The organism is Burkholderia sp. Ac-20365, from assembly GCF_017104715.1.
Lineage (GTDB): Bacteria > Pseudomonadota > Gammaproteobacteria > Burkholderiales > Burkholderiaceae > Paraburkholderia.
The window spans coordinates 38,392-62,635 of sequence record NZ_JAAGPI010000027.1 but is presented as its reverse complement, the minus strand read 5'-3'; the positions used below and the strand labels follow the sequence as shown (position 1 = coordinate 62,635).

Here is a 24,244-nt window from a genome sequence, read left to right as displayed (position 1 = left end):
CTACGAGACGTTGTGATTAGGAACGGCCGCGATATGACTGTATCGCGATCAGAGCAGCATTAGAAATGAAAACGGGCCGGTGTGAAAACACACCGGCCCGTAAAACACCGTTAACCGATTATCAGGTTGCCGGAGCCGTCGCGCTGCCCGGCTTGACTTCCGTGCCCGGGCTGCTGCCGCCCGATGCATCGCCCGGCGAAGGCGAACTCTTCGGCGAGCGCGGCGGGCGACCAGCCATGATGTCGTTGATCTGATCGGCGTCGATCGTTTCCCACTCCATCAGCGCGGCCGTCATGGCCTCGACCTTGTCGCGGTTCTCGTCGAGCAGACGTCTTGCGAGACTGTATTGCTCGTCCAGCACGCGGCGGATTTCGGCATCGACCTTCTGCTGCGTCGCTTCCGAGATCGTGCGCGTGAAACCTCGACCAAACGGCCCTTGATCGTTCTCGTCGTCGACGTAGACCATCGGTCCCAGCGCATCCGTCATACCGAAACGCGCGACCATTGCACGCGCGGTAGACGTCGCCTTATTGAAGTCGTCCGATGCACCCGTGCTGATCAGGTTCAGGAACAACTCTTCCGCGACACGGCCGCCGAACAGAATGGCCAGACGGTCCAGCAGATAATCCTTCGAGTACGTTTCGTTGTCGTGCTCCGGCAACTGCCACGTCACGCCCAGCGCACGACCGCGCGGGATGATCGTGACCTTGTGCACCGGGTCAGCCTTCGGCAACAGCTTCGCGATCACTGCGTGGCCCGACTCGTGGTAAGCCGTCGCGCGCTTCGCGTCTTCGCGGATCACGGCCGACTTGCGCTCCGGACCCATGAAGATCTTGTCCTTCGCGTCCTCGAAGTCCTGCATTTCGACGATGCGCTTGCCGCGACGCGCAGCGAACAGCGCCGCTTCGTTCACGAGGTTCGCGAGATCGGCACCCGAGAAGCCCGGCGTGCCACGCGCAATGACTGCCGCGTCGACGTCGTTCGCGATCGGCACCTTGCGCAGGTGCACCTTCATGATGTGCTCGCGGCCACGGATATCCGGCAGACCGACATACACCTGACGGTCGAAACGGCCCGGACGCAGCAGCGCCTTGTCCAGCACGTCCGAACGGTTCGTCGCAGCGATCACGATCACGCCCGAGTTCGCCTCGAAACCGTCCATTTCGACGAGCATCTGGTTCAGCGTCTGTTCGCGCTCGTCGTTGCCGCCGCCCATGCCGGCGCCACGATGACGACCGACCGCATCGATTTCGTCGATGAACACGATGCACGGCGCATGCTTCTTGGCTTGCTCGAACATGTCGCGCACACGTGCCGCACCAACACCGACGAACATTTCGACGAAGTCCGAACCCGAGATGCTGAAGAACGGCACCTTGGCTTCACCAGCGATAGCGCGTGCCAGCAGCGTCTTACCGGTTCCCGGTGGGCCGACCAGCAGCACGCCGCGCGGGATGCGACCACCCAGCTTCTGGAACTTCTGCGGATCGCGCAGGAAGTCGACCAGTTCGGACACTTCTTCCTTCGCCTCGTCGCAGCCAGCGACATCCGAGAAATTGATGGCGTTATTGTTCTCATCGATCAGACGCGCACGGGATTTACCGAACGAGAAAGCACCGCCTTTCCCGCCTCCCTGCATCTGTCTCATCATGTAGAACCAGAATCCGATGATCAGGATGGTTGGCCCGAGGTAATACAGCGCGGACACCAGCGCATTCGGCTCGTCATCAGCCTTGCCGCTGACCTGCACGCCATACTTCATCAGGTCGCCGACCATCCAGATGTCGCCCGGCGACACGATCTGATACTTCTGACCGTCGGCCGGCGTCACCGTGAGGTTGCGCCCCTGAACGATCACGCTCTTGACCTTGCCGCTTTTCGCGTCGTCCATGAACTGCGAATACGAAACGCCTTCCTGGACACGGGGCTTGTCGAACTGCTTGAACACCGTAAACAGCACCAGTGCGATCACCAGCCACACTGCTGCTTTCGAAAACATGTTGTTGTTCAAAGCACCACTCCTTCACTCATAGACAAGCGCCTACATTTGCCTTGCGGCACCACTCAGGCATTCTAATCCAGTCCGAAGACCCCTGCCATAAGCATTCACTACCGCATAAATAGCGTACCGCGCAACCTCAGCGCTCTTATTTTCCGGCTCCCCGGAGACGCGGGCTCAAATTACTGCACCCTGTTCAACGGGGCCGCTTCAGGTGCTTGCCGAGGATGAACGTCTCGGACGACTTGTCCCGGGACGCCTTCGGCTTGCGCGCAGCCACCGTTTTGAACTGATGCTTGAACTTTTCGACAATCTGGCTATAACCGCTGCCGTGAAAACATTTGACTAAAAGGGCACCATCGGGTTTCAGGTGGTTTTGCGCAAATTCCAGCGCCAGATCGCATACATGCTCGATCCGCGCGGCATCTGCCACCGCCACGCCCGACAGGTTGGGCGCCATATCGGAAATTACAAGGTCGACATCGCGTTCTCCGACAACTTCTTCGAGTTGTTCGAGCACGCTGTCATCACGGAAGTCGCCCTGGATGAAGTGAACGTCGGCGATTGGCTCCATTGGCAACAGATCGAGCGCAATCACTGCGCCGTCGATCCCGCCCTCGCGCTGCGAGTCGCGGTTCTTGCCTTGCGCGAGCCTGTTACGGGCGTACTGGCTCCAGCTGCCAGGCGCCGCACCCAGATCGACGATCACCTGACCGGGACGGATCAGCTTGTCCTGTTCGTCGATTTCCTTGAGCTTGTAGGCTGCGCGGGCGCGATAGCCCTCCCGCTGCGCCATTTTCACGTACGGATCGTTGATGTGGTCGTGCAGCCACGACGTGTTGAACTTGTTTTTTGCCATTAAACGTTGAACTCTTGCTACGTAATGCCGCGCTTTTAGCGGATAATACGCGTTTAATTCGCGCGGCTGCAGCCAAAGGCCGTCTTCCGCGCTCGTGGTTCTGCTTGCAGTCCGCGCCGCCGTCGCCTGTCGCGCCGTGCCTGGCGCCGTATTCATCGCAGTTTTCTATTTTCTCGCGCGCCGCCTGCTGTTTCGCCGGATCGACAGATCTCTTCTGCTCGCGGGCGCCGCCATTTTAGTCGAGTCTTTCACTTCTCATGCCAGCCCTCAAAGTTTCTTCCGAACAACGCGCCGATTTGCGCTCCCAGGCTCACGCGCTCAAGCCGGTCGTGATCGTCGGCGCCGAAGGGCTGACCGACGCCGTGCTGACCGAAATCAAGGTCCACCTGAAAGCGCACCAGCTGATCAAGATCCGCGTGTTCGGCGACGAGCGCGAAGAGCGCATTGCCATCTACGACGACATCTGCGATCGCCTGAACGCGGCGCCGATCCAGCATATCGGCAAGCTGCTAGTGATCTGGAAGCCCGAAAAGGTGGCCACCGAACGCGCTCCCGCTGCAAAGACGAAGCGAGGCACGCTGCCGAGCGCGCGCGAAGCGATGGGCGACGAGCCATCGAACAAAGGACGCGCACCGCGCGTCGTGAAGGTCGTCAAGCCGTCGGAAAATCCGATGCGCAAGCCCAAAGCGCAGAAGATGGTGGTTCGCGGCAATGAGCGCGTCACCGCGGGCGGCAACATCAAGCGGGCGAAGAAGCGCCAGACCAGCGCGAAGCGCATGCACCAGACGTCGAAGTAACCGGAACCGGCGCGAAACGCCGGTTTGCCATATGGCTGGCTGTTGAGCCGGGGCGACTCAGGAGAAATCGCTGCACGCCGCTTTATGCGGCGATTCACCGCGTCCCGGAAGATCAGTGGGCGAAACCCGTTGACAGGACACCATCCCGCTCGACGCTCTACCCCGCCGTCCGCCCTGCGACACGCGCCGCACCGGACTCCACGGCAACACCCGTTCCCGCCGGCAATTTCCACGCGAGAACGATGCCCAACAGGCTCTCGATCAGATAGAACACGCTCGACACGCCGTGCAGCATGCCGAAGCGGCTCGCATACACGGAATGCCCGACATCCGTGCCCGCTTCCTGTGCCGCGATGCGCAACGCATTCATGAACGGCTGCAACGCGAAATAGCCGACCAGCACGCACACCAGCATGCCGGCGACCAGCCAGCGCAGACGCCGGTACGCGTCACCGCCGCGCCGGATCATCACGTTGCACAGCGCCAGCAACATCACGCCGCATACAACACCAATCACGCCTTCGATGCGAAACAGCTGCGCCGCGACGGCGCCGGCCGTCATCCGGTCAAGCGAGGTGAACAACACGGGCGCGACAGCGTAGCCGATGGTCAGCAGGCTGCCGACCCACACGACCGTGAGCAGGCGGAACAGACGATGCGGCATCGAAGACACGGCAGCCGCCTCAGATGTAGCGAACCGCGATGATTTCGTACTCGCGCACGCCGCTTGGTGCCTGCACGGCCGCAACGTCGCCTTCCGACTTACCGATCAGCGCACGCGCGATCGGCGAGCTGACGGAAATCAGACCGTGCTCGAGATCGGCTTCGTCGTCGCCGACGATTTGATAGGTAACCGAATCACCCGAATCGAGATCTTCCAGGTCGACCGTCGCGGCGAACACGACGCGGCCTTCGGCGTCGAGCGCGGACGGATCGATGATCTGCGCAGCCGCCAGCTTCGATTCGATCTCGGCGATACGGCCTTCGATAAAGCCCTGCTTCTCTTTCGCAGCGTCGTACTCGGCGTTTTCCGACAGGTCGCCCTGCGCGCGCGCTTCCGAGATGGAGTTGATGACGGCAGGACGTTCAACCGATTTCAAACGCTGCAATTCGTCGCGCAACTGATCTGCGCCGCGCTTCGTCAATGGAATAGTGCTCATAAACAACTCTTTGGCAAAAGACAGCCACAAAAAAAATCACCGCGGTTAAGTGCATCCCGTACAGGTTCGGAAGCGTGGCGTGAAGCCCGATCTGACACCTTAGGGACGCCGCTTAACCGCGGCACTTACGTCTTTGACAGAAATCTGAAGCCTTAGTTTAGGCGAGCATGGAGTCCTTGTAAATCATAGACTTCCAGGTCCTTCAGATAACGCAACCCTTCAACAGCAGCACGCGCGCCCGACATCGTCGTGTAGTACGTGACCTTCTGCGCCTGCGCGCTCATGCGGATCGAACGCGAATCGGCGATGGCGGCACGCGTTTCATCGACCGTCGTGAAGACGAGTGCGATCTCGCCGTTCTTGATCATGTCGACGATGTGCGGACGGCCGTCCTTCACCTTGTTCACGACCTTCACCGGAACGCCGGCTGCTTCGATCGCCGCCGCCGTGCCCTTCGTCGCCACGAGCGGGTAACCCAACTCATGCAGCATACGCGCGACTTCGACAGCCTTCGGCTTGTCGGCGTCCATCACCGTCAGCAGCACCGTGCCCGATTCCGGCAGACGCGAACCCGCTGCCAGCTGCGACTTGAAGAGCGCCTCGCCGAACGTCTGGCCCACACCCATCACTTCGCCCGTCGAACGCATTTCAGGTCCGAGCACCGGGTCGACAGCCGGGAACTTGACGAACGGGAACACCGCTTCCTTCACGCTGAAATACGGCGGAATCACTTCCTTCGTCACGCCCTGCTGTGCGAGCTTCTGGCCGACCATCGCGCGCGCCGCGATTTTCGCGAGCGGCAGGCTGGTTGCCTTCGACACGTACGGCACCGTACGCGATGCGCGCGGGTTCACTTCGAGCACGTAGATGATGTCCTGCTTCGATCCGTCGGCTTGCGGCACCTGCTGGATCGCAAACTGCACGTTCATCAGGCCGACCACATTCAGCGCCTTCGCCATCGCGCCCGTCTGACGCTTGAGTTCAGCAACGGTTTCCTGCGACAGCGAGTACGGCGGCAGCGAGCAGGCCGAGTCGCCCGAGTGGACGCCTGCCTGTTCGATGTGCTCCATCACGCCGCCGATGAACACCGTGTCGCCGTCCGAGATGCAATCCACATCGCATTCGATCGCATCGTTCAGGAAGCGGTCGAGTAGCACCGGCGAATCGTTCGACACCTTCACGGCCTCGCGCATATAGCGCTCGAGGTCGCGCGGCTCGTGGACGATTTCCATTGCGCGGCCGCCCAGCACGTACGACGGACGCACGACGAGCGGATAGCCGATTTCGTCAGCGAGCTTCAGCGCTTCGTCTTCGGCGCGTGCGGTGCGGTTCGGCGGCTGGCGCAGACCGAGGTCTTGCAGCAGCTTCTGGAAACGCTCGCGGTCTTCCGCCGCGTCGATCATGTCCGGCGACGTGCCGACGATAGGCACACCGTTCGCTTCGAGATCGAGCGCGAGCTTCAGCGGCGTCTGGCCGCCGTACTGGACGATCACGCCGAGCGGCTTTTCCTTGTCGACGATTTCGAGCACGTCTTCGAGCGTCAGCGGCTCGAAGTACAGACGGTCCGACGTGTCGTAGTCGGTCGAAACGGTTTCAGGGTTGCAGTTGACCATGATCGTTTCGTAGCCGTCTTCGCGCATCGCGAGCGCGGCGTGCACGCAGCAGTAGTCGAACTCGATGCCCTGGCCGATCCGGTTCGGGCCGCCGCCCAGCACCATGATCTTCTTGTTGGTCGTCGGGTTGGCTTCGCACTCTTCCTCGTAGGTCGAGTACATGTAAGCCGTCTTGGTCGCGAATTCGGCGGCGCAGGTATCGACGCGCTTGTACACCGGGCGCACGTTCAGTTCGATACGGCGCTTGCGCACGTCCGGCCCCGTCACGCCGAGCAGCTTGCCCAAACGACGATCCGAGAAACCGCTCTGCTTCAGATACTTGATTTCTTCCTTCGTCAGACTCGCGAGCGTGCGGCCTTCCAGCGCCTTTTCCTTGCGGATGATCTCTTCGATCTGCGCGAGGAACCACGGGTCGATTGCCGTTTCTTCGAAGATTTCCTGCTGCGTCAGACCCAGACGGAATGCATCGCCGACGTACCAGATACGGTCCGGGCCGGCTTCGCCGATCTCGCGGATCACTTCGTCGCGGCTCGTGGTTTTTTCATCCAGACCGTCGACGCCGACTTCCAGACCGCGCAGCGCCTTCTGGAACGATTCCTGGAACGTACGGCCGATTGCCATCACTTCACCGACCGACTTCATCTGCGTGGTCAGACGCGGATCGGCTTCGCGGAACTTCTCGAATGCGAAACGCGGAATCTTCGTGACGACGTAGTCGATGGTCGGTTCGAACGAAGCCGGCGTCTGACCGCCCGTGATTTCGTTCTTCAGTTCGTCCAGCGTGTAGCCGACGGCGAGCTTCGCCGCGACCTTGGCGATCGGGAAGCCGGTTGCCTTCGAAGCCAGTGCCGACGAGCGCGACACACGCGGGTTCATTTCGATCACGATCATCCGGCCGTCGACGGGATTGATCGAGAACTGGACGTTCGAGCCGCCCGTGTCCACACCGATCTCGCGCAGCACGGCCAGCGATGCGTTACGCAGGATCTGATATTCCTTGTCCGTGAGCGTCTGTGCAGGCGCGACGGTGATCGAGTCGCCCGTGTGAATGCCCATCGGGTCGAGGTTTTCGATCGAGCACACGATGATGCAGTTGTCCTTTTTATCGCGGACCACTTCCATCTCGTACTCTTTCCAGCCGAGCAGCGATTCTTCGATCAGCAGTTCGCGCGTCGGCGACAGATCGAGACCGCGCTTGCAGATCTCTTCGAATTCTTCGCGGTTATACGCAATGCCGCCGCCCGAACCGCCGAGCGTGAACGACGGACGGATCACGATCGGGTAGCCGCTGCCGCCCGTGAAGGCCGCGATTTCCGCGTGCACGGCCATCGCTTCTTCCATCGAATGCGCAATGCCCGACTTCGCCGAGCCAAGGCCGATCTTCGTCATCGCGTCCTTGAACTTCTGACGGTCTTCGGCTTTGTCGATCGCTTCCGGCGATGCGCCGATCAGTTCGACCTTGTACTTTTCCAGCACGCCGTGGTGATGCAGATCGAGTGCGCAGTTCAGCGCGGTCTGGCCGCCCATGGTCGGCAGGATCGCGTCCGGGCGCTCCTTCGCGATGATGCGTTCGACCACTTCCCACGTGATCGGCTCGATGTAGGTGACGTCGGCCGTGTTCGGGTCGGTCATGATCGTCGCGGGATTGCTGTTGACGAGAATGACCTTGTAGCCTTCCTCACGCAGCGCCTTGCACGCCTGCGCGCCCGAGTAATCGAACTCGCACGCCTGGCCGATGATGATCGGACCCGCGCCGATAATGAGAATGCTCTTGATGTCTGTCCGCTTGGGCATAACGCTCTCGCTAATGTATTCCTGAGTTCTTACTGTTGGCGCGCTGGCGGTGTGCCGTTCAACCCGTCCGTTTGGACCGTGATCGAACGGCGTCGCGGGGCGCGCCTTTTCCGTCGCTGCTTTACGAGCGTCTGCTTATGCCGCTGCCGACTTGTTGCCCTTCGCCGTATCCATCAACGCGGTGAAACGGTCGAACAGATAAGCGATGTCGTGCGGACCGGGCGACGCTTCCGGGTGACCCTGGAAGCAGAATGCCGGCTTGTCCGTCAGCGCGAAGCCCTGCAGCGTGCCGTCGAACAGCGACACGTGCGTGACCTTCGCGTTCGCGGGCAGCGTGTCAGCGTCGACTGCGAAGCCGTGGTTCTGCGACGTGATGACGACGCGGCCGTCGTCGAGGTCCTTCACCGGATGGTTCGCACCGTGGTGGCCCGTTTTCATCTTCATCGTCTTCGCGCCGACGGCGAGACCCATGATCTGATGGCCGAGACAGATGCCGAACGTCGGAATGCCGCGCTCGATGAATTCACGCGTCGCCGCGATCGCGTAATCGCACGGTTCCGGGTCGCCCGGGCCGTTCGACAGGAACACGCCATCCGGGTTGAGCGCGAGCGCGTCAGCGGCCGTGGCTTGCGCCGGCAGCACCGTCACCTGACAGCCGCGCTCGGCCAGCATGCGCAGAATGTTGTACTTCACGCCGAAGTCGAATGCGACCACGCGGTAGCGCGGCGTGTTCTGCATGCCGTAACCGCTGCCCAGACGCCATTCGGTCTGCTTCCATTCGTACGGCTTTTGCGTCGACACGACCTTCGCGAGGTCCATGCCCGCGAGACCGGGGAACGAACGCGCCAGCTCGATTGCCTTCGCTTCGTCATCCGAGCCTGCGAGAATCGCGCCGTTTTGCGCGCCCTTGTCGCGCAGTACGCGCGTGAGCATACGGGTGTCGATACCGGCGATCGCGACGACGCCTTCCGCCTTCAGGTAATCCGGGAGCGTGCGCTCCATGCGGAAGTTGGACGCGAGAACAGGCAGATCACGGATGATCAGGCCGGCGGCATGGACTTTCGTGGCTTCGACATCTTCGGCATTCACGCCGACGTTGCCGATATGCGGATACGTCAGGGTGACGATCTGGCGCGCGTAGCTGGGGTCGGTCAGGATTTCCTGATAGCCGGTGATAGCCGTATTGAAGACGACTTCACCGATCGTATGACCGGGCGCGCCGATCGAGTAACCACGAAAGACCGTGCCGTCGGCGAGCGCGAGCAGAGCGGGAGAAAATGACGGCAACACGGGAGACTCCTTGGGGAACACCCTGTTGCCGACCTGTCTATCCGTGCGGGCCGCGTCAGGCGCATCAATGATGCGCGCGCAGGCTCGCTCGCGTTGTCGCTGTTAGCGGGAAGTCGCATCTGGCGCCGCGGATCTGGCAGTTGGCCCATCGTGTAGGCGAACTGGCGGGTTGCGGGCCGGGCGACGGTAGCCGGGAGATTTCACGCATGAAAAACAACCGGGACTACAACGAAACGCGGCGGATGAACGGTGTGGGAGAGGTAGGCGCTAGGGTGCGGGTTGATAAGCTCAAACCTTGAAATTATAGCCTGAAATGGCCCCTCTCTCCAAATGCGAGATGGGCGTACATGAGGCGAACGGGGCGCGATCGGACGCTCCGGGTGCGCGCAGCCTGCCTCGCGACGAGCCTCCACGACCATTTCACCCAATTTCAGGATGCGCCCGGCGGCTTACGGCTGATGCTCGGCGTGAGCGTGCGCCGGACTTTTGGACAGTACTCGGCTCGGTAGGACGTACCACACGGCGCTCGCGACTTGCAGCGCGACGAGAATGCTCCACGCAGCCAGATGCGCGGCCGGCGGATAGTGTCCGTCGACGGGCGTCCAGAGTGAGAGCACGGCACCCACGCCAATCTGGAAGCCGAAGATCAGCAGAAAAATGATCAGCGTCAGCGTGGTATTTGCCCGGCCGATCAGATGCGGCGGAAAATGGCGCGCGAGCACCGCGTAGCTCAGGATGCCGACGCCGCCAAAAATCCCGTAAGCCGCCCACAGCAGTCCCGCGGGCAGCGGCGCCCGCAACATGATCAGCAGTTGCGTGATGACGAACAGCACCATGCCGACGCCGCAAAACGCATACAACGACAACCCGCGCCGCTCCATGCTGCGTGCCGCCGCGCCGAAACCGACGCAGCCGGCCATCATCGCGAACCCTAGCACCGAGACGAGCGCCGCTGCTTCGTGCGACTGGAAGCCTGATACGTCGCGCAGCCACGCGCCGACCCATAGCGACTGCATCGCGTAAAACACGCCTTGCGTCACCACCGAGAACGACGCGATTTTCCAGAACGCCGCGCTGCGCAGGATGTGCCACGTCCCCTTGAACTGGCTGACGAGGCTGGCCTGATGGTGTGTCTCTTTCTTTTCTGGAGCAAACGCCCACAGCATCGCGGCAACGAACAAAGTGAGCACCACGAGCCCGAGGCAGATCGTGCGCCAGCTGGCGAAGGTCAGCATCCAGGTCAACGGCGAACCGACCACGACGCCACCCAGCCCGCCGACAGCCATCACGAGTCCGTTGATCAGCGGCAGGCGCGCCGCCGGAAAATGCTGCGCGAGCGCCTTGAACGCGCCGCCCAGGCACACCGATACGCCGACGCCGATCAGCAGCCGCCCCGCCATCATCGCGCCGACGCCATGCGCCGTGCCGAACACGCCAATGCCAAGAGCCGCGAATAGCAGCATGCCCGCCGTCACGCGGCGCGCGCCGTAGTGATCGAGCAGCACGCCGGCAGGCAGTTGCGCTCCCGCGAAGCCGAGAAAGTAGAGGCTTGTCAGCAGACCGAGATCGGCGGCCGTCAGCCCCAGTTCATGCGTGATCAGCGGCGCGAAACCGAGATTCACGCCACGAAACACGTACGAGACGAAGTAACCGGCGGAGAACAGCAGGAAGACACGAAGCGGCGTCGGGAACATGAGACGGTGGGAAAACGGCCGGGCGGGCCTGAGGGTGAACGATAGCCCAATCGCGTCCATTGCGGTGCAAGACCGCGCACGCGATGCGGGAACCGTCAGCAGAATGAAAAACGCCGTCACCTCAGGTGACGGCGTCAATGAAAACGAGGAGAGATCGGAGCGCACTTCACGCGCTGCCCCCGCAGCGCATGTTCGGTCATCCTCGAGAAGGCCGCTGTTGTTTACTTGCCCTTCTTCGCGTTGGCCGAGACTTTATGGCGGCTACCAGAATCGGCCTTCGACGCCTTGCTGGCCGCATCCGTCGAAACCTTCGTCACCTTGCCCTTCGTGGCGGCGGGTTTGCTGACGGGATCCGACACCTTCACCACGCCAGTGTGGCCGCGGCCTCGTTTCTTATCGTAGCGCGATTCGGAACGCGTGTCTGCGACCTGCGCGCTCGCCTTCTCGACGCCACCGCCGACGGGCACCGTCGCGAGTTTTTGCGGGCCCGGCTCGCTCGGCATCGCCTTGCCGACGGGCACGTGCAGCACGACCACCTGACCCGGCATCACCATGTCGCGCTTCGTGCGGTTCCAGGCCTTCAACTGCCCAATCGACACGTCGTAGCGGTCCGCGATCATTGCCATCGACTGCTTGCGGCGAACGCGGATCAGCATCTTGCGTGTGTCGGGCACGTCCGGCTCCATCGCGAGCACGGCGCTTTCGGCGACGTCGGCGCTGATATCTTCGTCGTCATCATCGGCGCGCGGCACGACGATCGTCGAGCCCGGCTTCAGACGCATGCCGGCCGGAATCTTGTTGACGGCCATCAGCGTGTCGGGATCGACACCGATCTTTTCGGCGATCGCCGCCGGGCGCGAGCGTTCTGTGACCGTGTAGGTCGTCCATGACGACAGCGAACCGGAGTACGACTTCAGATTGCGTTCGAACGCACTGGCGTTGTCGAACGGCAGCAGGATCTGCGGCTGCGTCGCGCCGAGAATCACCGGCTTCTTGAACGACGGGTTGAGCGAGCGGAACTCGTCAGGCGTCATGTTCGCGAGCTTCGCCGCCGTGTCGACGTCGATATCATGCGACGTGGTGACCGTCACGAAATACGGGTGGTTCGGAATGGACGGCAGCGTGAGCCCGAAGACCTGCGGATTCATCACGATGTTCTTGACGGCCTGGAGCTTCGGCACGTAATTGCGCGTTTCCATCGGCATGCGCAGACTCTGATAGTCCGTCGGCAGCCCGGCCGCCTCGTTGCGCGCGATCGCACGCTGCACGTTGCCCTCGCCCCAGTTGTATGCGGCGAGCGCCAGATACCAGTCGCCGAACATATCGTGCAGACGCGACAGATAGTCGAGCGCGGCACTGGTGGATGCGAGCACGTCGCGGCGCTCGTCCTGCCACATGTTCTGCTTGAGGTTGTACGTGCGGCCTGTGCCCGGCACGAACTGCCACATGCCCGCCGCCTTCGCGACAGACAAAGCCTGCGGGTTATACGCGGACTCGATGAACGGCAGCAGCGCCAGTTCCGTCGGCATATGACGCGCTTCGAGTTCCTCGACGATGTGGTAGAGGTACTTCTGCGACCGTTCGGTCATGCGCTGGACGTAGTCCGGGCGCTGGGCATACCAGTTCGCCTGCATGTCGACGAGGTCGCTCTGCAGGTCGGGCATCTGAAAACCACGGCGGATACGGCCCCAGAGATCGCTGTCTGCGCTGGTCAACTGGTCGACCGAACCCTGGTCAACGTTGATGGTTTCTTTAGCGGTGGCAGTCTTGCGAAGGGCGTCGGCTACGGCTTGCTGGCTAGCAGGATTGGAAGCGTTGGAAAGGCTATTCGTTGCTGGTCCCTGGCTCGCGCAAGCGGCGAGCGTCAGGACCAACAACGCGCAAAAGATGAATCTCATGAACGTCTCGGCTTCCAAAGGGGCTGGAATTTGCAGCCGATAGTACGAAAGTGCGCCCCTTACGTCAATCAGAAAAATGTGAAAAACGTAGCCAAATCTGAGGCTTGGCGTTTGTTTCTACGATTGGGATGAGCATACCCCCATGTTTCGCCTGGTCAGCGGAACCTGTTCTTCCATTCACGCATCAACGCGAAAGCGGTCAAGCGATCCGGCACTGATTCGTGCAACTGCTCGGCGAGCGTTGCCTGAACGGCCGGTTCGCCTGCGCGCAGGAACGGGTTGACGGCGCGCTCGTGAGCGATCGTGGTGGGCAGCGTGGGCACATGCCGCGCGCGCAGATCGGACGCTTCGTCGCGCCACGCCTGCAGTTCCCGGTTACCCGGTTCGCACGCGAGCGCGAAGCGGATATTCGACAGCGTGTACTCGTGCGCGCAATGCACTTCCGTTTCGCCCGGCAGCGCGGCGAGCGCATCGAGCGACCTCAGCATCTGCGCGGGCGTGCCTTCGAACAGCCGGCCGCAGCCGCAAGCGAACAGCGTGTCGCCACAGAAGACGTGTGGAGTGCCGCGCGGATCGGCCGCCTGGAAATACGCAATATGACCACTCGTATGACCGGGCACGTCGAGGATCGTGAAATCGAGCGCGGGTGCCGCGATGTGAACCTCATCGCCTTGCCTGAGGCGGTGCGTGAGGTGCGCAATCGCTTCTCCGGCGGGCCCGTAGACGGGCACAACCTGGCCATCCAGCAGATCGGCCACTCCGCCGACGTGGTCGGCGTGATGGTGCGTGAGTAAAATAGCGCTCAGCCGCCATCCCCGTTTTGACAGATAAGCCTTTACCGGGGCGGCGTCGCCCGGATCGACGACGACGGCATGCTGGCCGTCGGACACGACCCAGATGTAATTGTCATCAAATGCCGGGACAGGTACGTACTCGAGCGAATTCATAGGCGACGCATTCTTCAACATGTCTGACCGATCGATTATAGACTGGCCTGCCTGGACTACCTCCCCGCCCGGACGCTATGTGCTGGAGTGGGAGCAGGCGCAGCTCGACCGCGTCGTGTCCGACGTATTCGGCTATCACGCGCTGCAACTGGGCCTGCCGCAACTCGACGCGCTGCGCGAAAACCGCATGCCCTGCCGTGGCCTCGTGCTAGACGCCGAGAGCGGCGCGAGCGCGCCGTACACATTTCCACGCGGCGTCGCGGGCGGCATGCCCGAACGTCACGCGCCAGCGGGACGCAGCGCCGTCTGGTGCGACCTGCTCGACCTGCCGTTCGAAGCGCAAAGCGTCGACCTGATCGTGATGCCGCACACGCTGGAGTTCACGCGCGATCCGCACCGCTTGCTGCGCGAAGCCGAGCGAGTGCTGATGCCCGAAGGGCAGCTGATCATCCTCGGCTTCAATTCGTTGTCGCTGTGGGGCGCCCGGCAATCTTTCGGCAAGGTGGCAAACCGTCCGTTCGTGCCCGCGGCACACGACCTGATCGCGTTCACGCGCCTGAAGGACTGGATCAAGCTGCTCGGATTCGACCTTGAACGCGGGCGCTTCGGCTGCTATCGTCCGCCCCTCGTCGGCGAAAAATGGCTGTCGCGCTATCAGTTCATGGAAGCCGCCGGCGACCGCTGGTGGCCGATTTTCGGTGCCGTCTACATGGTCACGGCGATCAAGCGCGTGCGGGGCATGCGTCTCGTCGGTCCGCTGAAAGTCAAAAAGCCCGTGCTGGCCGCCGGCCTCGCGCCCGCCGCCACGCCCAACACCCGCAACAAGACAAAATGAGTTCTGATCTGATCGAAATCTTCACCGACGGCGCCTGCAAGGGCAATCCCGGCCCCGGCGGCTGGGGCGCGCTGCTGCGCTACGGTACGCAGGAAAAGGAATTGTTCGGCGGCGAAGCGAACACGACCAACAACCGCATGGAACTGATGGCCGTGATCGCCGCACTCGAGGCATTGAAGCGCCCGTGCAGGGCGGTCGTGCACACCGACTCGCAATACGTGCAGAAAGGCATCAGCGAGTGGATTCACGGCTGGAAGAAAAAAGGCTGGGTGACGGCCGCCAAGGCGCCCGTCAAGAACGCGGATCTCTGGAAGCGGCTCGACGCGCTCACGCAGCAACATGAGCTCGAGTGGCGCTGGGTCAAGGGCCATGCGGGCCATCCGGAGAACGAACGCGCGGATGCGCTTGCCAATCGCGGCGTCGCATCGCTGGCCGAGCTTTGAGTTTTATAACTTCGCCTCACCGCCCCATTCTTTTCACGCACCAACACAGACAGGCAATACCGACATGCGTCAAATCATCCTCGATACGGAAACGACAGGACTGAACGCGAGAACGGGCGACCGCATCATCGAAATCGGCTGTGTCGAGCTGGTGAACCGCCGGCTGACGGGTAACAACCTGCACTTCTACGTCAATCCGGAACGCGATAGCGATCCGGGCGCACTCGCCGTCCACGGTTTGACGACGGAATTCCTGAGCGACAAGCCGAAGTTCGCTGAGATCGCCAACGAATTGCGCGACTTCGTGCAGGACGCGGAACTGATCATCCACAACGCGCCCTTCGATATCGGCTTTCTCAATGCCGAGTTCTCGTTGCTCGGCCTGCCGCCTTTCTCCGAACACTGCGGCGAAGTGATCGATACGCTCGTGCGCGCGAAGTCGATGTTCCCCGGCAAACGCAATTCACTCGACGCGCTGTGCGATCGCTTTGGCATTAGCAACGCCCACCGCACGCTGCACGGCGCACTGCTCGACTCGGAACTGCTCGCCGAGGTCTACCTCGCGATGACACGTGGCCAGGAAAGCCTCGTGATCGACATGATCGGCGATGCAGATGAGGGCGATGCCGGCGGCGGGAAGCGCGTGAAACTCGATACGCTCGAACTCGTGGTGCTGACGGCTGCGCCGGACGAACTCGCCGCGCACGAAGCACTGCTCGACGGACTGGACAAATCGGTGAAGGGAACGAGCGTGTGGCGCACGCAACCGGCTGTGGAAAATGCATCCGCAACAGCCGATGTGCAAATTGCTTAAAAAAGTACTTGCCGAAGTCCGAAAGGACTGACATAATCTGCCTCTCTTCGGGTGGTTAGCTCAGCGGTAGAGCACTGCCTTCACACGGCAGGGGTCACTGGTTCGATCCCAGTACTACCCACCAGATTCATGGGTACGTTGAACCCGAAGAACAAAGGCCCTCTGGCGAAAGCCGAGGGCCTTTTTCATTTTCTGCCTCTTTCCTGCGGTCCGTCAGCACGGGCCAAAGCAAAAGCACGACGCCCTACGCACTCGCACCGATACCGCGCGCAATCCCCGACGCGCACGGGAAAGATCGGGCGTCTCTCCATTACTGAGCGCGACGCGCCAGCGGATCAGCGTCATCATCGGCGCGATTTCAAACGCGAGGATCAGCACGAGTGCCGCCATCTTCAGGTGAAAGAGCGGCTCGTGCAGATAGTACTCAGCGCCCTTCTCGAAACCACCGAAAACGCGCACGAGCCCCGTAACGATCAGGACAACGGCCGTGACGCCCCAGGCATTGTCCGCGATGAATACGCGCTGCAACCCTTCCGGCCCGGTCAGGCGCCGCAGCCCACGCGTGCGCCCAATGATCGCGGCAAGCGCGAAGCCGTAACCGAGCAGATGAATAGCGGCGAGCAGCCAGCGGATCAGCATGGACACCTCCACGATCGATGCAAAGCGGCTAGCACTTCACAACAACGTCGGAAATGCCTGAGCGCACACACGGCGCCCAGCGGAAAAACTCACGCCTGGCGCAGATTCGCGTCGAGTGCGCGCGCGGCGACACGGTCGCCCTCTGTGGTGAGCGCCGTCCTGAACACCGTTTGACGGTTGTGGCCGGCGGCAGCGGGCGAATCCCACATCAGCTCAACTTTTGGACGACGCAGAAGACCGCCGACACCCGCACGCTCGAGCGTCGCGTGCCCATTCGAAATGGGCGGCACGGTCGCGGCCTGCGCGCCCGACAGATCGACAGCGTGCGCCGCGCGCGCCAACCCGGCCGTGCGCTGTGTCCCGTCGTGCCAGCGCACCGACAGTTCTCGCGCGTCGTACTGCCCCAGCTTGCGGCTCTCGGCCCACACGATGGCCGTGCGTGTGACGGCATCGATCGAAATGGCATAGCGGCCAATCGCGAAGCGGCGTGCGGCGATATTCGTGCGCCAAAGCGCCCGCGGCCGGCAAATCCACAGAACCACGGCGTACAACGTCGGCGCGGCAATCAGCCAGCCATTGGTCGCTGCGACCGCGTTGAATGCGCGCCGCCAGCCGGCCGCCCAGACGAACGCACCGACCGACCACACGGCGAACAGCAGACCAAGGAACGCGAACAGCCGCAGCGCCTGACGCAGCCATTGCGGCAGCGGATGGAACGGCCGCTCGGCGCGCGCCTTTGCGCCCGGCAGGAAAATCAGCAGAAACAGGAAGACGAGATTGATGCAAGCCCAAGGCGACGAGGCCATGGCCTGCAAGGCGGTGAGCGGGTCCATCTCGCCCATCGAGAAGAGCCAGCGCGCGAGTATCACGAGACCGATGGCGCGCAGCGCGAACATCGTGCCGGCGCCGGGCGCCGCGCTCGCACGCGTCTGTTTCGTTCTCGCCAAAGCAATCTCCTCATATCGACCGGCAGCGCCGGATTTGCGGCACGGCCATTATAGGGATATTACCGATTCGTCTCACGGTTGCAGGAGCGCGAACGCCTGTTTTTCGTGCGATTCGGCGCGCGTCCTGCACCGGCGTGCAGCGCAAATGCAACAACGCCCCGCATGTTCGACACATGCGGGGCGTTGCTAAGGCATCAGAAGCGACGCGCGAGAACCAGAACGCGCCCTTCTAAACCTGAATCAGCCTGCGTTGACTTCGCGCAGCACCGAGCGGCGCTTTGCGTGCAGCAGTTCTTCGTACGTCTTGACGTAGTTCTGCGCCATCACCTTCGACGAGAAACGGTCTTCGAAAGCCTTGCGCACCTTCGCGCGCGGCAACTGGTCGAGACGCTTGAGGGCAGCGACCGCGCTGATTTCGTCTTCGACGACGAAGCCCGACACGCCGTTTTCGATCACTTCCGGCACCGAGCCGCGCTTGAACGCGATCACGGGCGTGCCGCAAGCCATCGCCTCGATCATGACCAGACCGAAGGGCTCCGGCCAGTCGATCGGGAACACCAGCGCATGCGCGTTGCCGAGGAACTCACGCTTTTCGGCCTCACCGATTTCGCCGATATACTCGACGTGCGGCAGCGCCATCAGCGGCTTGATGACTTCTTCGTAGTAAGCGCGATCGGCCTTGTCGATCTTCGCCGCAACCTTGAGTTTCATGCCTGCCTGGCCGGCGATACGGATCGCGCGGTCGAGACCCTTCTCCGGCGAGACGCGGCCGAGGAATGCGAGGTAGCCCGGCTCGACGTTCGGGATCGGCGTGAGCACGTTTTCCGGCAGACCGTGATACACGGTGGACAGCCAGTGTGCCTGCGGCAGCGGCTGGCGCTGGTTGTCCGAGATCGACACGACGGGCACGTCATTGAACGCATTGAAAATGGGCTGCAGTTCGGGCAGATCGAGACGGCCGTGCATGGTCGTCAGGAATGGCACCGGCTGACGCGCGAACAACGAGAACGGGTAGTAGTCGATGTGGAAATGCAGCACGTCGAACTCGTCCGCGCGGCGGCGCACTTCTTCGAGCAGCAGCATGTGCGGCGCCATCACGTCGCGGATCGTCGGGTCGAGGCGCAGCGCCTGCGGCCAGAAAGCTTCGAGCTTCGCGGAGGTTTGCGAATCGCCACTCGCAAAAAGCGTCACGTCATGTCCCAGCTCGACCAGTGCTTCCGTCAGGTTCGACACGACACGTTCCGTGCCGCCATAGAGCTTGGGAGGAACCGCCTCGTGCAAGGGAGCGATTTGAGCGATTCGCATATGGAGAACTCCTCGTAAAAAATCAGGCAAAAAGACTGCAGTTTGGAAAAAGCGACTTCGCTTGCTCGCCAGGGCGCCCGGTTCGGCATGCAGCCCTACGCTGCACCAGACACGAGCCTGATTCTTTCGAGAAATTCCTGCGATGGATCGCTTGGTAAGACGCCAGCTTGGTCAGTGTCAAAGTCTGTGCTCAAAGCCGTAAACGCGGCTATCGAACGAACGTTGACAAACTGTCAGATATTTCCTGAACCGACCGAGCATGCATTATCGATGCCTACCTGGTGGACCGGCTCCAACATTTCAAAGTCTTTACGTTGTTACAAACGCGAAACACTCTGCAAACCCTTGTTTTCTCAAGGCGTTTTACATTGGATGCCCTGCATCGGCGCTGGCGCCGCAAGCCGATCGACGACGTCTTCGATGAAGCGTCTACCACTGCAAGCCCCGAAAGAGGCCGCAGCTTTGCCGGCTCGTATGCAATCTGTAATTATATCTTGAAAATGCACGCCGCTGGCGTGAACCACTTGGCCGCATGCGGGTCAAGCGTGGGAAACCTTACCGGTACGTTGTCGCGAAAATAATCGCGCCCCCTTTGGCCGTACCGCCATGCGAAATGGCTTTTGCATGTTTACAATGCGAGGCCTACGCTGGTGTTACGGGCCGTTCCCAGGCACAACCGTTGCACGACCTGAACCCGATTCAGACCCGTCACAAACCGACCGATCAAACGAACAATTGGAACATCTGACAATCGCCCAGCGAAATGCCCATAACGCAAAGCTCGCGAGCTATGCGAACCGGCCGCTCGCGTTCCTCTTCCGCTTTATTCGCCGCCACCCGGTCGCGCATCTGATCGTGCTGGGCAGCGTATTTGCGGCCGTGGGCTGTGCACTCGCCTCGCAGTACGCGATCAAGCACCTGATCGACGTGCTCGGCGAAGGCCGTCATCATCCGGGGCCGCTGTGGGGCGCATTCGCGATCCTCGTCGGCCTGATCGCAGCCGACAATCTTTTGTGGCGCGTCGGCGGCTGGGTTGCCGCGCATACGTTCGTGGCCGTCACGGGCGATCTGCGCAAGGACCTCTTCCAGTACCTGACGGGCCATTCGCCGACCTACTACGCCGAGAAGCAGCCGGGCACGCTGGCCAGCCGGATCACGGCGACGTCGAACGCCGTCTACACGGCTGAGAACACCACCGCGTGGAACGTGTTGCCGCCCTGCATCGCCGTGGCGGGCGCGATCGTGATGATCGTCACCGTCAATCCGCTGATGGCGCTTGGCCTGCTGACCTGCTCGGCGATTCTCTCCGTCGTGCTGTTCAAGCTCGCAGGACGCGGCTCGGCGCGGCACCACACCTTTGCGACCAAGGCGGCCGCCGTCGACGGCGAACTCGTCGACGTGATCGGCAACATGGGGCTCGTACGCGCGTTCGGCATGACCTTTCGCGAGCAGAAGCGTTTCAGTGCGACGGTGAAGTCGGAAATGGTCGCGCGCCAGCAGAGCCTGCTGTATCTGGAAAAGCTGCGCCTGCTGCACGCGGTCATCACCGCTCTGCTGTCGGCTGGGCTCCTCGGCTGGGCGCTGTGGCTGTGGGATCAGGGCAAGGCAACCTCGGGCGATATCGTGCTGGTCAGCTCGCTCGGCTTCACGATCCTGCACGGCACGCGTGACCTCGCCGTCGCGCTGGTCGATGTGACGCAGCACGTCGCGCGCCTGGCGGAAGCCGTGAAGACGCTGCTCGAGCCGCACGGCATGCCCGATCACAACGACGCCGTCGAACTCGTGCCGCAAGGCGGCCGCGTGACCTTCGACAAGGTAACGTTCGCGTATCCGAAGCGCCGTCCGATTCTCGATCACTTCGATCTCGACATTCCTGCAGGCCAGCGCGTCGGCCTGATCGGCAAGTCGGGCGCCGGCAAGTCGACGGTGCTCGCGCTGCTGCAACGTTTCTATGAAACACAGGGCGGACAGATCCTCATCGACGGTCAGGAGATTTCGGCGATCTCGCAGGACAGCCTGCGCCATTCGATCGCACTGGTGCCGCAGGATATTTCGCTGTTCCATCGCTCGGTCTACGAAAACATCGCGTACGGCCGTCCCGAAGCGACGCGCGATGAAGTGCTCGCCGCCGCGCGCGAAGCGCGCTGTTCGGACTTCATCGAGGCGATGCCGGAAGGCTTCGATACGATCGTTGGCGACCGCGGCGTGAAGCTGTCGGGCGGCCAGCGGCAGCGTATCGCGATCGCGCGCGCGATCCTCAAGAATGCGCCGATCCTGCTGCTCGACGAAGCGACCTCCGCGCTCGACAGCGCGTCCGAAGAAGCGATCCAGAAGGCGCTCGACCGTCTGATGGTCGGCCGTACGGTGATCGCTATCGCACACCGTCTGTCGACGCTGCACAATTTCGACCGCATCATCGTGATGAGCGCGGGCAAGGTGATCGACGACGGCAGTCCCGAAGAACTGCGCAATCGTCCGGGTCTCTATCGCGATCTGCTGTCGAAGCAGTTCGGCAAGCATTCGACGCTGCATGTCGGCGGCAAGAAGTTCGACGAGCAGCATGTCGCGTGATGCGCGTCTGAACTGACCCGACGGATAAAGAAAAAGCCGCTTTCAAGCGGCTTTTTCTATTTGTGCACGATAGAAAGCGTCAGCTCCCGGCGGCTTCGCTCTCCACCTGGGCCCGCGCGTGCGGCAACTGCTGCAAATCGCTCATGAAGTTGTCGCGCCACACGGACACGTTGTTCTCGCGCAGTTGCACCATCATGTCGTTATAGCGCGCCTTGCGTTCGGCGAGCGGCATCGACAGCGCCGTGCCGAGCGCATCGGCCATGCCGTCGATATCGACGGGATTGACAATCAGCGCGCCGGTCAACTCCTGCGCCGCGCCCGCGAAGCGCGACAACACCAGCACGCCCGGATCTTCCGGGTCCTGCGCCGACACGTATTCCTTCGCGACCAGGTTCATGCCGTCGCGCAGCGGCGTCACATAGCCGACATGCGCGGTACGAAACAGCGCAGCGAGCACAGGCCGCTCGTATTGCCGGTGGATATAACGGATCGGTGTCCAGTCCAGTTCGGCGAAGCGGCCGTTGATGCGCCCCGATTCGCCTTCGAGCTGCAGACGGATTTCCTGATACGCGTGCAGATCGGAACGCGTCGGCGGCGCGATCTGGAGGAACGACACCTTGTCGCGATACGCGGGCGAATGTTCGAGCAGGCGCTCGAACGCGCGGAAGCGCTCGACCAGTCCCTTCGAGTAATCGAGCCGGTCGACGCTCATGATCAGCTTGCGCGCATGCAGCGTCGCTTCGATCGTGCGCACGGGCTTGTCGCCCTCACCTGCTTTCGCAAGCTCGGCAATCTCGTCGGGATAGACACCGATCGGATACGCAGCCGCGCGCAGCGTACGACCGAACGCGCTGACGACAGTCGGACCTTGCGCCGATGCATCGACCTTTCCGTCCGCCTCGTTGACGATGTAATCGCAGAACGCACGCAGATCGGACTTGGTCTGGAAGCCGAGCAGATCGAACGAACACAGCGCCTCGACGAGCGCGCGATGCGGCGGCACGGCGAGCAGCACCTGTGCAGCCGGAAACGGAATGTGCAGGAAGAAGCCGATCCGGTTCTTCACGCCCGCCGCGCGTAGCGCCTGTGCGAACGGAATCAGATGGTAGTCGTGCACCCAGATGACATCGTCTTCGCGCAACAATGGCACGAGCTGTTGCGCGAGCCACGTATTGACACGGCAATAGCCTTCGAAATCATGCCGGTCGAACTGCAGCAGATCGGGACGATAGTGGAACGCGGGCCACAGCGTCGCGTTCGAAAAGCCGCGGTAGTACTGGTCGTAATCGCGCCGCACGAGGCCGATGGTCGCGAACGTGACGGGGCCGCGCTCTTCGAGCTTGATCTGTGGCTGGCCCGAGCCGAGCACGTCGCCGCTCCAGCCGAACCACATGCCACCCGTTTCCTTCAACGCGTCGTACACGCCGACAGCGAGGCCGCCCGCCGCGGGGCCGCCTTCCGAAATCGGCGCGACGCGGTTCGATACGATGATCAGTCGGCTCATGACGCGAGGCTTCCTTGCTGAATGCGAGCAGGACGCGGATAAACAGACGTCATCATGCGTTGCGCGCCGCTGCGACGATTTCCGACAGCCATGCGAGCAGCGCGCTCACCGAGCCGATGCGCGAGCGCGCGATCGTGTCGCCGCCGCCGACCTTGATCGACAAACCGCCTTTCTCGTTGACGACGGCAAAACCTTTTTCGTCCGTCAGATCGTCGCCGGCAAAGATGGGCGTGCGGCCCGTGAACGGCGGTTCATCGAGAAACGCGCGCAGCGCACGGCCCTTATCGACGTCTTTCGGCTTGATTTCGTAGACCATTTTGCCGGGCTGCAGCACGTAGGCGCCCGGGTAATCGGCGACCAGTTTGCTCGTCGCTTCGCGCGCCACCGGCTCGCGGTCGGGCGCATTGCGATAGTGCAGCGCGAGCGCCGCGCCCTTGATTTCCAGCAGCATGCCGGGATTCGCGTTGACGACCTCGGCAAGCACCTGCTCCATACGCAGCAGCCGCTCGTCGTTAAAACCGATGCGCTGCGTATCGCCGTTCGAATCGCGCCGCTCGGCGCCATGCAGGCCGGCAATGGGCATATCGGGCATGCCCAGAAACTGGTCGATGCTGTCGATGCCGCGCCCCGACACGATCGCCACGGCGCCGTTCGTCAGACGCCGCAGTTCAGCGAGCAAGGCGATTGCCTCGGGCTGAACCAGCACGCCGTCGGGCGTCGGTGCCAGATCGACGAGCGTGCCGTCGAAATCGAAGAAAAATGCGGTCTCCGTCGGAGACAGAAAAGCGGGAAGTGCTTGCATCGGTGTACGTTGCCTCTCAGCCGCTTGCAGCCGGAAAAGTGTGCGCATCTTACCGCGCATCGGTCGTTTTTTCGAGAAAGTAAGTTTTCGTGCCGCACGGACGGGCGTTCTGGCGCGTGTGCGAAGGAATGGACTACAAACTCCGCACGATCCGCCTACAACGCCTCTCGGCGCGCTGCGGCATAGTGACTCGCTATCCGCCTCATAGGGCGACGGTACAACGACGCGCCTTAAATTGCGATAGAGTCGCAACGGCGTCCGCCATCGAATCACACCTTGCGTCACCGCGGTCATGCTGTTGCGGCGAGCAAGTCGCGTTCCGGTTTGCGTCCC

19 protein-coding genes and 1 tRNA gene are annotated in these 24,244 nt (G+C 62.2%); 6 read left to right on the top strand and 14 right to left on the bottom strand.

What is annotated here, in order from left to right; genetic code table 11:
* Positions 1–121: 121 nt before the first annotated feature.
* Positions 122–2,011, bottom strand: coding sequence for an ATP-dependent zinc metalloprotease FtsH (ftsH, locus tag G3O01_RS32230; RefSeq protein WP_205811029.1), 1,890 nt, complete (start codon positions 2,009–2,011; stop codon positions 122–124).
* Positions 2,012–2,195: 184 nt separating this feature from the next.
* Positions 2,196–2,858, bottom strand: a complete 663-nt coding sequence (locus G3O01_RS32225; protein ID WP_205811028.1) for an RlmE family RNA methyltransferase — start codon at positions 2,856–2,858, stop codon at positions 2,196–2,198.
* Between the two features lie 257 nt (positions 2,859–3,115).
* Here G3O01_RS32225 and G3O01_RS32220 point away from each other — a divergent pair, with 257 nt between their 5' ends.
* Complete coding sequence (locus tag G3O01_RS32220) at positions 3,116–3,655, top strand: YhbY family RNA-binding protein (protein ID WP_205811027.1); 540 nt, start codon at positions 3,116–3,118, stop codon at positions 3,653–3,655.
* 157 nt (positions 3,656–3,812) lie between these two features.
* Here G3O01_RS32220 and G3O01_RS32215 read toward each other — a convergent pair whose 3' ends face one another.
* The 7 genes from G3O01_RS32215 to gloB form a co-directional block, all read right to left on the bottom strand.
* On the bottom strand, positions 3,813–4,319 hold the full coding sequence (locus G3O01_RS32215; RefSeq protein ID WP_205811087.1) for a DUF4149 domain-containing protein: 507 nt from the start codon (positions 4,317–4,319) through the stop codon (positions 3,813–3,815).
* A 19-nt stretch (positions 4,320–4,338) separates the two neighbouring features.
* The gene (gene greA / locus G3O01_RS32210; RefSeq protein WP_205811026.1) at positions 4,339–4,815 is read right to left on the bottom strand and encodes a transcription elongation factor GreA; all 477 of its coding nucleotides are present in this window, start codon (positions 4,813–4,815) and stop codon (positions 4,339–4,341) included.
* A 152-nt stretch (positions 4,816–4,967) separates the two neighbouring features.
* On the bottom strand, positions 4,968–8,222 hold the full coding sequence (carB, locus tag G3O01_RS32205; protein WP_205811025.1) for a carbamoyl-phosphate synthase large subunit: 3,255 nt from the start codon (positions 8,220–8,222) through the stop codon (positions 4,968–4,970).
* A 135-nt stretch (positions 8,223–8,357) separates the two neighbouring features.
* Positions 8,358–9,512, bottom strand: coding sequence for a glutamine-hydrolyzing carbamoyl-phosphate synthase small subunit (gene carA, locus G3O01_RS32200; protein WP_205811024.1), 1,155 nt, complete (start codon positions 9,510–9,512; stop codon positions 8,358–8,360).
* A gap of 449 nt (positions 9,513–9,961) precedes the next feature.
* The gene (locus G3O01_RS32195) at positions 9,962–11,206 is read right to left on the bottom strand and encodes an MFS transporter (protein WP_205811023.1); all 1,245 of its coding nucleotides are present in this window, start codon (positions 11,204–11,206) and stop codon (positions 9,962–9,964) included.
* 221 nt (positions 11,207–11,427) lie between these two features.
* On the bottom strand, positions 11,428–13,104 hold the full coding sequence (locus G3O01_RS32190) for a transglycosylase SLT domain-containing protein (protein WP_205811022.1): 1,677 nt from the start codon (positions 13,102–13,104) through the stop codon (positions 11,428–11,430).
* 155 nt (positions 13,105–13,259) lie between these two features.
* The gene (gene gloB, locus G3O01_RS32185) at positions 13,260–14,051 is read right to left on the bottom strand and encodes a hydroxyacylglutathione hydrolase (RefSeq protein ID WP_205811021.1); all 792 of its coding nucleotides are present in this window, start codon (positions 14,049–14,051) and stop codon (positions 13,260–13,262) included.
* A gap of 19 nt (positions 14,052–14,070) precedes the next feature.
* Between gloB and G3O01_RS32180 the strand changes: the two genes are divergently transcribed.
* From G3O01_RS32180 to G3O01_RS32165, 4 genes are all read left to right on the top strand, one after another.
* Entirely contained in the window at positions 14,071–14,886 is an 816-nt protein-coding gene (locus G3O01_RS32180; RefSeq protein WP_205811020.1) for a class I SAM-dependent methyltransferase, read from the top strand.
* Positions 14,883–15,329 (top strand): ribonuclease HI, encoded by a 447-nt coding sequence (gene rnhA / locus G3O01_RS32175; protein WP_205811019.1) that lies wholly within the window; start codon positions 14,883–14,885, stop codon positions 15,327–15,329. Before G3O01_RS32180 ends, rnhA begins: the two co-directional genes overlap by 4 nt.
* 64 nt (positions 15,330–15,393) lie before the next feature.
* Complete coding sequence (dnaQ, locus tag G3O01_RS32170; RefSeq protein WP_205811018.1) at positions 15,394–16,143, top strand: DNA polymerase III subunit epsilon; 750 nt, start codon at positions 15,394–15,396, stop codon at positions 16,141–16,143.
* Positions 16,144–16,192: 49 nt separating this feature from the next.
* A tRNA-Val gene (locus G3O01_RS32165) sits at positions 16,193–16,267 on the top strand.
* Between the two features lie 89 nt (positions 16,268–16,356).
* Here G3O01_RS32165 and G3O01_RS32160 read toward each other — a convergent pair.
* The 3 genes from G3O01_RS32160 to G3O01_RS32150 all read right to left on the bottom strand — a co-directional run bounded on the left by G3O01_RS32160 (position 16,357) and on the right by G3O01_RS32150 (position 19,034).
* A complete protein-coding gene (locus G3O01_RS32160) occupies positions 16,357–16,782 on the bottom strand; it encodes a DUF2214 family protein (RefSeq protein WP_205811017.1) in 426 nt (141 codons plus the stop codon).
* Between the two features lie 89 nt (positions 16,783–16,871).
* Positions 16,872–17,729: a hypothetical protein gene (locus G3O01_RS32155; protein WP_205811016.1), complete on the bottom strand. Its 858-nt coding sequence runs from the start codon at positions 17,727–17,729 to the stop codon at positions 16,872–16,874.
* 240 nt (positions 17,730–17,969) lie between these two features.
* Positions 17,970–19,034, bottom strand: a complete 1,065-nt coding sequence (locus G3O01_RS32150; RefSeq protein ID WP_205811015.1) for a glycosyltransferase family 4 protein — start codon at positions 19,032–19,034, stop codon at positions 17,970–17,972.
* Positions 19,035–19,769: 735 nt separating this feature from the next.
* On the opposite strand from G3O01_RS32150, the gene G3O01_RS32145 reads away from it, so the two are divergent.
* Positions 19,770–21,605, top strand: a complete 1,836-nt coding sequence (locus G3O01_RS32145) for an ABC transporter ATP-binding protein (protein ID WP_205811014.1) — start codon at positions 19,770–19,772, stop codon at positions 21,603–21,605.
* A 79-nt stretch (positions 21,606–21,684) separates the two neighbouring features.
* On the opposite strand, the gene otsA is transcribed toward G3O01_RS32145, so the two are convergent.
* The gene (gene otsA / locus G3O01_RS32140) at positions 21,685–23,109 is read right to left on the bottom strand and encodes an alpha,alpha-trehalose-phosphate synthase (UDP-forming) (RefSeq protein WP_205811013.1); all 1,425 of its coding nucleotides are present in this window, start codon (positions 23,107–23,109) and stop codon (positions 21,685–21,687) included.
* Between the two features lie 52 nt (positions 23,110–23,161).
* Complete coding sequence (otsB, locus tag G3O01_RS32135; protein ID WP_205811012.1) at positions 23,162–23,911, bottom strand: trehalose-phosphatase; 750 nt, start codon at positions 23,909–23,911, stop codon at positions 23,162–23,164.
* Between the last annotated feature and the right edge of the window lie 333 nt (positions 23,912–24,244).